8 protein-coding genes, 1 tRNA gene, 1 pseudogene and 1 riboswitch are annotated in these 10,806 nt (G+C 77.4%); of the genes and pseudogenes, 8 read left to right on the top strand and 2 right to left on the bottom strand.

Annotated features, from left to right (window positions below; translation table 11 throughout):
• The 8 genes and pseudogenes from ACWGKI_RS05360 to ACWGKI_RS05325 all read left to right on the top strand — a co-directional run.
• Positions 1-701: pseudogene (locus ACWGKI_RS05360) on the top strand (hypothetical protein); the annotation flags it as partial.
• Entirely contained in the window at positions 698-1,144 is a 447-nt protein-coding gene (gene rsfS, locus ACWGKI_RS05355; RefSeq protein WP_452185263.1) for a ribosome silencing factor, read from the top strand. The pseudogene ACWGKI_RS05360 and the gene rsfS, both read left to right, overlap by 4 nt.
• Positions 1,141-1,830 carry a histidine phosphatase family protein gene (locus ACWGKI_RS05350; RefSeq protein WP_380244953.1) on the top strand — a complete coding sequence of 230 codons (690 nt, stop codon included), beginning with the start codon at positions 1,141-1,143 and terminating at the stop codon, positions 1,828-1,830. Before rsfS ends, ACWGKI_RS05350 begins: the two co-directional genes overlap by 4 nt.
• 90 nt (positions 1,831-1,920) lie before the next feature.
• A tRNA-Ala gene (locus tag ACWGKI_RS05345) sits at positions 1,921-1,993 on the top strand.
• Positions 1,994-2,155: 162 nt separating this feature from the next.
• A riboswitch (TPP riboswitch) is annotated at positions 2,156-2,268 on the top strand.
• A gap of 5 nt (positions 2,269-2,273) precedes the next feature.
• Positions 2,274-2,915, top strand: a complete 642-nt coding sequence (locus tag ACWGKI_RS05340; protein ID WP_380245639.1) for an ECF transporter S component — start codon at positions 2,274-2,276, stop codon at positions 2,913-2,915.
• A gap of 78 nt (positions 2,916-2,993) precedes the next feature.
• Complete coding sequence (locus ACWGKI_RS05335; RefSeq protein WP_452185261.1) at positions 2,994-4,403, top strand: ATP-binding cassette domain-containing protein; 1,410 nt, start codon at positions 2,994-2,996, stop codon at positions 4,401-4,403.
• Positions 4,400-5,092: an energy-coupling factor transporter transmembrane component T family protein gene (locus ACWGKI_RS05330; RefSeq protein WP_380242780.1), complete on the top strand. Its 693-nt coding sequence runs from the start codon at positions 4,400-4,402 to the stop codon at positions 5,090-5,092. The genes ACWGKI_RS05335 and ACWGKI_RS05330 overlap by 4 nt, the downstream gene beginning before the upstream one ends.
• Positions 5,093-5,139: 47 nt before the next feature.
• Complete coding sequence (locus ACWGKI_RS05325) at positions 5,140-5,760, top strand: class I SAM-dependent methyltransferase (protein WP_380242778.1); 621 nt, start codon at positions 5,140-5,142, stop codon at positions 5,758-5,760.
• Here the strand turns inward: ACWGKI_RS05325 and ACWGKI_RS05320 are convergent.
• Entirely contained in the window at positions 5,741-9,427 is a 3,687-nt protein-coding gene (locus ACWGKI_RS05320; protein WP_452185259.1) for a DUF7824 domain-containing protein, read from the bottom strand. The genes ACWGKI_RS05325 and ACWGKI_RS05320 overlap by 20 nt on opposite strands.
• Entirely contained in the window at positions 9,424-10,797 is a 1,374-nt protein-coding gene (locus ACWGKI_RS05315) for an SWIM zinc finger family protein (RefSeq protein ID WP_452185257.1), read from the bottom strand. Before ACWGKI_RS05315 ends, ACWGKI_RS05320 begins: the two co-directional genes overlap by 4 nt.
• Positions 10,798-10,806: the final 9 nt, after the last annotated feature.

Here is a 10,806-nt window from a genome sequence, read left to right as displayed (position 1 = left end):
GCCCGGCGGCGCCCCCCACCCGCACCTCGTCCCGCCGCGACTTCGGTTCGCCCGGGGCGCCCTCGTACGGTCCGGCCGCGACCGGGATGACGCTGCCGCCCCTGTCGTCGCCGGCGAGCTCGGCGCCGCCCGCGGCGACGCCGCCCGCCTCGGTCGCCCCGCGCCCCGACGGCCCCGTGCGACGCTCGCCGTTCGCCGCCAGCGGCACCGACTCGCCGTTCGGCACGACCTCGGCCCCCACGTCCGCCCCGTCGGCGCGTGCGGCCGCGCCCTCCGCTCCCGCGAGCGCGCCGCCCGCCGCCGCGGCGCCGCCGCTGCCCTGGGCGACGCCGTCGACCCCTCCGGCGGACCGTCCCGCCGCGGTGCAGCCGTCCCGGCCCGCGCGCGGGTCCCCGACCCCGTCCGGCCCCGAGCGCACGGCCGCGTCACCGTTCGACGCCCTCGTCGCGTCCGAGCAGCCCGTCCGCGCGCGCTCGGCCGCCCCCCAGGTCGAGGAGGACGACGAGGAGGACTGGGACGAGCCGGAGGCGTCGTACACCTGGCTGCACTACATCGTGCTCGTCGTGGTCGCCTTCGTGCTCGGTCTGCTGGTCTGGAAGCTGCTGCTGGCCGGTCCGGACGACAAGAGCTTCAGCACGGACTCGGCCGCGCCCGCGGCCACCCTCTCGCTCACCACATCCCACCCCGGAGCCGCCGCATGACCGCCACCCCCCGCGCCGTCGAGCTGGCGATCGCCGCCGCTCGGGCCGCCTCGGACCGCAAGGCGCAGGAGATCATCGCGCTCGACGTGAGCGAGCAGCTCGTCCTCACGGACGTCTTCCTCATCGCGTCCGGCACGAACGAGCGCCAGGTCTCGGCGATCGTGGACGCGGTCGAGGAGGCGATGATCCGCGCCGGGGCGAAGCCGATCCGTCGCGAGGGCAAGGCGCAGGCGCGCTGGGTGCTGCTGGACTTCGGCGACGTCGTGGTGCACGTGCAGCACGCCGAGGACCGCGTGTACTACGCGCTGGAGCGGCTCTGGAAGGACTGCCCGGCGATCGACCTGCCGGAGGACGCGCGCGGCGGCGACGGTGCGGCGGCGGCTGCCGAGTACGGGGACGGCGCGGGCGACGGCACCATCCGTCTCGCGGGCGACGAGCGGTGACCGCGGGCACCGTCGTCCTGCTCCGTCACGCGCGCACCGCGTACAACGCCACCCTGCGGCTGCAGGGACAGATCGACATCCCGCTCGACGACGTCGGCCGGTGGCAGGCGGCGGAGGGCGGCTCTGCCCTCGCCTCGTCGCACCGGGCGACGCGCATCGTGTCCTCCGACCTGGGCCGGGCGCGCGAGACGGCGGCCGCCTACGCCGAGGCGCTCGGCGGAGCTCCCGTGCAGACGGACGAGCGGCTGCGCGAACGAGGCTTCGGCGAGTGGGAGGGGCTGACGGGCGCGGACATCTCCGCGCGCTGGCCCGAGGAGTACGCGGCCTGGCGCCGTGGTGCCGAGCCGGCCGGCGCGGGCGCGGAGACGAAGGCCGAGGTCGCGGCACGGATGACCGAGGTGGTCGCCCAGCACGCGGCGGAGCTCGACGACGACGCGACCCTGGTGGTGGTCTCCCACGGCGCCGCCATCTCCCTGGCGGTCACCGCGCTGCTCGGCCTGGACCCCACCACGTGGCGTGGGCTGGCGGGCATGCACAACGTGCACTGGTCGCACCTGCACCGGGCAGGGGAGGGGGCCGTCCCGGCGTGGCGGCTCGTCGCGCACAACGTGGGCGCGGGGTATCCGCTGGACCAGTGGCAGGCGGGCCCGGACTGGAATTTGGAACCTGGCCCGAAGTCTGCCTAAGATATCGACGTTCCGAGGGGCGCAAGCCCGGAGGAACGCACCGAATCAGACGAATCGCCTGACCGTTCGCGGTCGCGAGAGTCGGTTCTCGGGGCTGTGGCGCAGCTGGTAGCGCACCTGCATGGCATGCAGGGGGTCAGGGGTTCGAGTCCCCTCAGCTCCACCCCGACGAGAAGGCCCGGAACCTCAGGTTCCGGGCCTTCTCGCATTTTCTGGGTCCTCACTGGCCCCGACCCCCGGGTTCAGCGCGTGGGACGCCCTTGCGCCCCGGGAGCGGTCGCCTAGGCTGACCTGCGGCCGCGTCGTCGGCCGCCACATCTGAAGACACCCATGACAGGGGAGCGCCGTCGAAGGGGCGCTGAGAGTGCGGGCTCGAGCCGCAGACCCTTGGAACCTGCTCCGGTTAGCACCGGCGAAGGGAGTTACCTGGAATGTCCGCGCCCATGATCCGTCCGCCCGCCCCCGGGGCGGCTCGTACGGCCCTGCGGTTCCGCACCGTCGACCTGGTCACGATGGCGACGCTCGGCGTCGCGGTCGGGGTCGTCTTCTGGGGCTGGACCCAGCTCTACCACCTGCTCTCCACCGGCCTGGTCGTGGTCTTCCCGCCGGCCACGGGTCTGCTGGGCGGTGGTTGGCTGCTCGGCGGCGTCCTCGGCGGGCTGATCGTCCGCCGGCCGGGCGCCGCGGTGCTCACCGAGGTCGTGGCCGCCTGCGTCGAGGCGCTCCTCGGCGCAGGGTGGGGCTTCTCCGCGATCGTCTCGGGAGTGGTGCAGGGCATCGGCGTCGAGCTGGTGCTCGCCCTGTTCCTGTACCGGCGGTTCGGCACGGTGGTCGCCGCCCTGGCAGGGGCGGCCGCAGGCGCGTGCGGCGCCGTCTACGAATGGTTCGTCTACTACCCCGAGTGGCAGTGGGGCTTCCGCCTCGCCTACCTCGCATGCTTCGCCCTCTCGGGCGCGCTGCTCGCGGGCGTCGGCGGAGCGGCCCTCGTGCGCGGCCTCGCCAGGGCGGGCGTCCTCGACGCCTTCGGCCCGGGCCGAGACCTCGCCGACGCCGCCGCGCTCCCCGGCCGCGCCGCGCGGTCCTGACGCGTGGTGCGCCCGGACGGACGGCCGCGCGCGCGGCTGGAGGGGCTGACCTGGCGGCCCACGGGGAGACCGAGGCCGGTGCTCGACCGGCTCGACCTGACGATCGGGGTCGGGGAGCGGGTCGGTCTGGTCGGACCCAGCGGAGCCGGCAAGTCGACCGTGCTGCACGCCCTGGCGGGCGCGCTGGGCGACCCGCTGCCCGGAGACCTGTCGGGCTCGTCGCACGTGGACGGCGTCGTCGGCCTCGTGCTGCAGGACCCGGGCGCCGCCGTCGTGGCGGAGCGGGTCGGTCGCGACGTCGCGTTCGGGCCGGAGAGCGCCGGGCTGCCCCGGGACGAGATCCGGCGGCGGGTCCGCAGGTCGTTGGACCGCGTCGGCCTGCGACACCCCCTGGACCGACCGACCGCGGCGCTGTCGGGCGGGGAGCTGCAGCGGCTCGCCCTCGCCGGGGCGCTGGCCTGCGCCCCGGACCTGCTGCTCCTCGACGAGCCGACGGCGATGCTGGACCCCGACGCCGCGGCGGAGCTGCGGTCGGCGGTCCTCGACGCCCTCGCAGGGTCCGACACGTCCCTGGTGGTGGTCGACCATCACGTCGGCCCGTGGCTCGAGCACCTGGACCGGGTGGTCGTGCTCGGCCCAGGCGGCGTCGTCACCCACGAGGCCGCGCCCGGCGCCCTGTGCGCCCCGCGGCGCGGCCCGGAGAGTGCGCTCCGGGCCGCGCTCACGGACGCCGGCGTCTGGCTCCCGGCGGTGGCGGCCCCCGCTCCGCTGCCCGTGCCGGCGCCGCTGGTGGCCCCCGGCACGCCGGGCCCGGACGTCCGCGTCGAGGAGCTGGGCGTGGACCTCACCGTGCGCGGGCTGCGGGGACGCGCCGTCACCCGCGCCCTGGAGGGGGTGGACGCGCACCTGCCCGCCCGCCGGCTCACCGCCGTCACCGGGCCGTCCGGGGCGGGGAAGTCCACCCTCGTCGCGACGCTGGCCGGGCACCTACGGCCCGCGCGGGGACGCGTTACGGGGACGCCCGGGCACGGCGCACGGTCGCGCGACCTCGCGCGGCAGTGCGGATGGGTGCCGCAGCACCCCGAGCACGGGCTCCTCGCGCTGCGCGTGCGCGACGAGGTGGCGCTCACCGGTCGGCGGCTGGGCGTGGACGTGGACGTCGACGCCGTGCTTGCCCTCCTGCGACTCGACCACCTCGCCGACGCCCACCCGTTCCGTCTGTCGGGAGGCGAGCAGCGGCGTCTGGCGCTCGCCGCCGCCCTCGCGCACCGGCCGCCGCTGGTGCTGCTCGACGAGCCCACCGTGGGGCAGGACCGGCACACGTGGGCCGCCGTGGCCGGGTGGGCCGCCGCGGCCGCGCGGGGCGGAGCCACCGTGGTGGCGAGCACCCACGACAGCCACCTCGTCTCGCTCGCCGAAGGTCGCGTGTCCCTGGCGGGGGCGACCCGCTCGCCCGGCGACCTCCGACACGTGCGGGAGCCGGCATGAGCGGCGTGCTGGGGCGCGTGAACGCGCTCGTCCTCGTCGTGCTGGGGCTGCTGGGCCTGGTCGCGTCGTTCGGGGTGCGCGACCTGGCGTCCGCCGGGGTGGCGCTCGGCGCGTGCGTGGCGTTCGGCGTCCTCGGCCTGCCGCGGCGCTCCGGCCCGGCCGGGCGCTATCTCGCGGTCGTCGTGGCGGCGTCGTCGGTGGCGTGGTCGACGTGGCTGCTGGGCGGCCACGACCCGCACGACGCGGCCGTCGCGGGGCTGCGGATCGCCGTGCTCGCCCTGCCCGGGGTGGCCCTCGCCCCGCTGGTCGACCCCAGCGGTCTGGCCGACCAGCTCGGCCAGCGGCTGCGCCTGCCCGCGCGGTTCGTCGTCGGGGTCACGGCCGCGCTCCAGCGGTTCGATCGGCTGGGCGTCGTCTGGGAGCAGGCGTCCCGTGCGCGGCGGTCGCGCGGCGTGGGCCCGGGGCGAGGACCGGTCGACCGTGGCCGGCACGCGGCCTCCGTGACGTTCGCCGTCCTCGCAGCGACCCTGCGCGACGCGACGACCATGTCCGTCGCCATGGACGCGCGCGGCTTCGCACGAGCCGAGGCGCGGACGTGGGCCGAGCCGGCACCGTGGTCACGGGCCGACACCGTGGTGCTGGCGCTCGGTGCGGCCGCTGCCGCGCTGCCGTTCGCCGTCGCGGGGTAGCGCGCGAGCGCGCGCCCCCCGCGCACACTGGGTCCAGGAGGTGGACCATGAGCCGTCCCCCGGACCGCCCTGGACGCGACTTCGACGCGCTGTACGCAGGGGACGTCCCGCCGCCGTGGGAGATCGGGAGGCCGCAGCCGGCGCTGCTCGCGCTCGTGCGCCGGTCCGTGCTCGCCGACCCGGTCCTCGATGCCGGCTGCGGCACAGGCGTCCTGGCGCTCGCTCTCGCACGGGCCGGGCACCAGGTCGTCGGGGTGGACGGTGCGCCGCGCGCGATCTCGCGCGCCCGGGAGCGAGCAGCCGAGGCGATCCTCGAGCCGCCCGGCGACGTGCGCTTCCAGGTGGCGGACGCCCGCCACCTCGACCGGCTGGACCTGCGGCCGCGCACCGTCCTGGACTCCGGGCTGCTGCACACGCTCGACGAGGACGGCCGCGCCGCCTACGTGGCGGGCTTGGCGGCGGTCTGCCCGCCGGACGCCCTCGTCGCCCTTCTCGCGATGTCCGTGCACGCCGGCCTCGGCTGGGGCACCACCGTGGACGAGCTGCGCAGCGCGTTCACGGCGTCCGACTGGTCGTCCACCGAGGTCGCGGACGCGGAGATCGTGGCGCGACCGGCCGACGACGAGCGGCACCTGCCGGCGTTCCTCCTCACGACGCGGCGCGCGTGAGGCCCTGCGCCTCGACCGCCGCCAGCAGGGCGCGGGCCTTGGCAGGCCCGACGGCACGGCCCGCTCGCGCGGCGATCGCCTCCAGCCCGGGGAACGCCGCCGCGTCGGCGGGGACCAGGCCGCGACGCGAGGCCTCCGCGAGGTAGGGCAGCGAGGCGGCGGCGACGTCGAGCACGCGGGGGAGCCAGCGAGGCAGCGGCCCGTCGGTCGCGCCCGCCGCGGCGACCGCCTCGGTGAGCACTGGCCACAGGGCCGGCAGCGTGCCCAGACGTCGCTCCACCAGCCGGACCATGCGCGCGGGGCTCGCCGTGGGCTGGGTCACGAGGGCGCGGGCGGCGAGCCGCGTCCCGGCCCAGCCGATGCCCCCGCGCTCGATCAGGTCGCGCACGACGTGCTCCCCGGCGACCCCTGCGTCCCCGTCGTGGCACAGCATGGACAGCGCGACGGCGTGCAGGGCCGTGCTGAGCGGCGGGATCCCGCCGGGCGGCATCCGCAGCGGCCCGCCCGTGCCCTCGGTGCGGTTGCGGTGCTCGTGCGCGCGCAGCCGGCCGGCCTCCGGGTCCCAGGCCAGCCACGCCTCGGTGCCGGGTTCGGAGCGGTAGTGGTCACGGGCGCCGGGTTCCTCGCCCTCGGCGCGCACGACGGCGGCGCACTGGCCCTCGCTCTCCAGGTCGTACGACCACACCTTGACGACCCGGTAGACGCGGCCGGGGTCGGCAGGGAGCCGCAGGTCGAGCGCCAGCAGCTTCGTGGGGGCGTCCGGGTCCTGCCACGAGGCCGCGATGGCCACCCCGTCGTCGAGGGCGGGGAGGGTCGCGAGGTCCGCAGGCCAGACGGCGTCGAAGTCCGCGGGGGCGTTCGCGGGCGCGGGCGCCGCTGCCGGTGCGGGGGACGCGCCGGCGGCGTCCCCGGGCGCCGGCGGGAGCAGGGCGGCGGCCTCGCGCGCGGCGACGACGGCCCGCGAGGAGCCCGGCCGTGCGGCGAGCGCCCGCAGCCCGCGCACGGCGAGGACCTCGGGTCCCGCGACGCCGCTCACGACGGCGGCGGCAGCGTCGGGAGCGATCGCGAGCATCGCCTCGGCCAGCTCCGCGGTCCCCGCCAGCAGCCGGGTCTTGCTGAGGGAGATGGCGAGGAGGTCGTCGAGCACGGGCCAGACCACCGACGCGAGCCCCTCGTCGGCGAGGCGGAGCGTCGCCGCCGCGAACGCCGCGAGGGCGCGGGGCGTGGTCCGTAGGTCCAGCAGCGACGCGTCCGCGACGCCCGGCCGCAGTAGGCCACGGTCCCACGCCTCGAGCACCGCGGCGGAGGCGTCCTCGGCCGCGCGGTCGTGGACACGGCGCTGGGAGCCCAGCAGGGCGATGGCGCTCGCCGGCCCGAACGGCGTCGCCCGGCGCGCGGCCTGCCGCAGCGCGACGCCGAGGGCGGGGGCGTTGCTGTGGGCGAGGATCTCCGCCGCGGCGTCGCTCCAGGCGGGGAACACCGCACCGGTGTCTGGGCCCGTATAGCCGCGGGTGTCGAGGCGGCGGGGGAAGCGGCGCAGGGATCGCGGGAGAACGATCTCGCCGGCGCGCCAGCACTCCCAGCGCTCCTCCCGTACGAGCGGGGGCTCGACGACGGGGTCGGTGGCGTACGCCGCCGCGGCCGGGCCCGCCACGAACGGCAGCGCGTCCCCGTCCTGCCCGACGACCGGGACCTCGGCGACGCGCAGCCGGTCGAGGACCGCGGGCGTGGTGGCGGCGGTGTCGAGCCGGGTCAGCGCCAGCAGGAGGTCCGCCTCGAGCGCCGGCGCGTCCGCGGCCGCATATCTCTCGAGGCGGTCCGCCAGGTCCTCCGGGTCGACGGTCAGGTCGACGTGAGACGGGGTCGACAGCAGGACCGGCACCTCGCCCAGACGGGCGAAGACGCCGCGGTCGCGGGCGCGCAGCACGTCCAGCACCCGCCCCGGACCGACGGTCCCGACGGGGCCGAAGACTCCGGTGCGGCTGACGATTCCCGTGCGGCCGAGGACTCCGGTGGGTCCGTCGTGGTCGTCGAGGTCGGCGACGGCGTCATGGAGGTCATGGAGGTCACGGAGGTCGTGGAGATCGTGGATCTCGCGGAGCGTGCGCAGCTCGTCGATCACGTCGATCGCGTCGAGCACGTCGAGTGCTCGGGGTGCGTGCTCAGGGCGTTCGCCGCGGACCCACGCGTGCACCGGGGCGAGGCCCGCCTGCCACGACGGCTCCACGCCGCGCAGGGCGGTGCGCGCCTCGTCCGGGTCGCGGCGGGCGACCCGGACGGCCAGGTCGAGGAAGGTCTCGAGAGCGAGGTCGTACGCACCCTCGGGCTGGCGCAGGAGCGCGGCCGCCGCCGCGGTGAGCTCGGAACCTGTGGCCTCGAGCGGCTCGAAGCGCGGCACCTCCCAGACGTGCGGGGTGGGCCGCCAGCGGCCCGCGCCCGGTGCGGAGGCCTCTGCAGTGGCCTCCACGGGACCCGTCCCGCCGGGGACGTCCCACGCGTCCAGCACGGCGCGCGCGGCCCGCGCCACCGCGGGGTCGCGGCCCGCGGCGAGCTCCGCGACCCGGTCCCCGACGAGGTCGACGACCTCGGCCCCCGCACCGCCGTCGGCCGCCGCCCGCCGGGCGGCAGCCGCGAGGACGGTGCGCTGCGCCTTCTTCGTGGCGACCGCCAGCGACACGAGGAGGACGTCGGCGAGCGTCGCGGGGTCGGCGCCCTCGACGAGGGTGGGCGCGAACGCCTCGACCAGCGGCGCCTCCCCGGTGGCCAGCACGCCGACCAGCAGATCCGCCCGCGCCAGGATCTCGTCCGGCGTCGCGGCGAGCCCCGGGGTACGCGCGGTACCGGGCGCCGTCAGGACGACGGCCCACGCCTTGCGGTCGCCGGGTCGGGTCGCGGCGTCCAGGGCCTGGAAGGCGAGGTCGACCGCCTCGTCCCGAGCGATCCAGCCGGCGTCGACGGCCGCGGCGCAGGTATTGCCGAACGCGCCGGTCGACGGCAGCCCGGCGGCCACCGCGGCCCGGGCGTGCTCCGCGTACCGCGGCCGCAGCAGGTCCGCGGGGAGGGGCCGCCGGTGTCCCGGCCATTCCTCCGGGGCCCCCGGGAGCGTCGCGGCGGCGTAGGCAGCCCAGTCGCGGAGATACTCGGGGTCGTCCGGCACGTCGAGGCAGAGCCGGTGCACGAGCAGCACGACGACGCCGCCGAGCGTCGTCGTCGAGAACTCGCCCCAGGACGAGGTTCCTGCGCGCTCGACGAAGCGGGCCGCGAAGTCCGCCCCGCGAGTGGCCACCACCCGAGCCACGAGGTTGTCCGGCAGACCCTCGGCTTCCGTCAGGAGCCGGACCGCCCGCGCGGCGTCCACGCCCTGCCGGACGGCGAACAGGGTGAGGAGCCCGAGGTCGACGTCCGTGGCAGCGGCCCAGCCCCAGGCGCCGTCGTCCAGGTCGTGCAGACCCCCCAGGGTGACCGGGACGTCCGGAACGACGTGGTGGAGCCAGGGGCCGCGGCGCAGGCCGGCGAGCGCCGCGCGGCGCTGCTGCGGCGTTCCGAGCGGCAGCGTCAGGGCGTCCTGCGGGTCGGCGCCGTCCCAGCCGAGCTCCCGGAAGATCTCGACCGCGCGGGCGAGAGCGGGGGTGGCCAGGGCGGTGTCCACGGGCGGCACGGAGCTCACGGGCGCGGGATCCTCTCGTCGTCGGACCGGCGCTCGGCCGGCGGCGCGGCCGCGCTCAGGCGGGCCGCGAGCACATGCTGGCACGGGCCTCTGTCACCGCCGTGCCGCAGGGACCAGGTGCACGTGCAGGTGTCCGGGCCGGCGCCGCCGGGAGCGAGACGGACGCGGTGGTCGCCTCCGCTTCCCCGTACGAGGAAGCCGTCGCTGTCGGGTCGCGCGCCGCCGCTCGCCGCGAGGACGCGGGCGGCCCGCAGGCGCGGGTTGTCGCGCTCGGGGCGGTCCGGGTCGTGGGGCAGCTCGCGATGGAACCAGGCGGCGTCGTGCGCGTCCCACCCCACCCGGCCCTGAGCGGCGAGCACGGCGAGCGCAGCCCGGGCACGGGGCTCGTCGAGCGCCGCGTCGCGGGCCAGGCGTGCGACGTCGACGACGGGCTCGAACGCGAGGAGGGCGACCACCAGGTCGGCGTCGCCGGAGGCCTCGGGGGCGGCGAGGCCCTCGAGCAGGGAGCCCTCCCCGGAGTGCCCGCGCCATGCCTCGGCGGTCAGGCCCACGCTGACCCGCGCCCCGGGCAGCGCGACCTCCACCAGCGCCGGGCCCTCGCCGCCGTCGGCCGGGCCGTAGACGGTCACGCCGCGCACGTGCACCAGGAGCCGCTTGAGCGCGGCGAGACGGTGCAGTCCGCTGACGTGCACCGACCCCGCCGAGCGGCGTGGCGCGAGCCGGGCTCCGGAGGGCGCGGCCGTGAGCCAGCCCGAGCGCGCGGTCGACGTCGCCGCCGGGAGGGAGGCCACGAACGAGCGTGCCGCGGCGCCGTCGAGCCGCAGCACGGGGACCAGTCCGTGGTGCAGCTCGGCGGCGTTGCCGAGGGCCCGCACCCAGCGCGGCGGCATCTCCACCGGGCGCTCGACCACCTGCACGCCGGGGGTGGCCACCCGGAGCCCGTCGACCCCGACGTCGAGGTGCAGCAGCTCCGCCCGGCCCACGCCGGTCAGGGCGCGCCGCGTGGCGGGACCGAGGTCCACGTTGGTGGTGCCGGAGCCGATCTCGCCGCCGTCGAGCCCGTCGCCGAGGAGGTCCAGGCGCGCGTAGACCCCGTTGCAGGCGGAGAAGACCTCCGCGCGAAGCCGGTCGCCGTGCGCGGTGAGCACCGGGTCGCGCTGCGTGGACGGAGTGTGCTGGAAGTACCGCGTGGCGGTCACGTCCGCGAGCGTCACGAGGGATCGGGCGAGCACCTGCGGGTGGGTCGCGAAGCCGTGGAAGAACGACGGCGACGTCTCCGGCCCGCCGGGGGCGAGCCCGGGGGCGAGGGCCAGTGCGAGGCCGGAGCCGTCGAGGGTGGACGCGCCGACGAACGCCCGGGTGCCTGTCATGGGCCCGAG

This window comes from Isoptericola sp. NPDC055881 (assembly GCF_053615895.1).
This window is presented reverse-complemented; position numbering and strand designations above follow the sequence as displayed.

What these genes read in the sequence shown, in the direction of transcription:
- ACWGKI_RS05325 (WP_380242778.1), top strand. Translation starts at nt 5,140, where the DNA reads ATGAGCCGTCCCCCGGACCGCCCTGGACGCGACTTCGACGCGCTGTAC.
- ACWGKI_RS05315 (WP_452185257.1), bottom strand. Translation starts at nt 10,797, where the DNA reads ATGACAGGCACCCGGGCGTTCGTCGGCGCGTCCACCCTCGACGGCTCC.
- rsfS (WP_452185263.1), top strand. Translation starts at nt 698, where the DNA reads ATGACCGCCACCCCCCGCGCCGTCGAGCTGGCGATCGCCGCCGCTCGG.
- ACWGKI_RS05330 (WP_380242780.1), top strand. Translation starts at nt 4,400, where the DNA reads ATGAGCGGCGTGCTGGGGCGCGTGAACGCGCTCGTCCTCGTCGTGCTG.
- ACWGKI_RS05340 (WP_380245639.1), top strand. Translation starts at nt 2,274, where the DNA reads ATGATCCGTCCGCCCGCCCCCGGGGCGGCTCGTACGGCCCTGCGGTTC.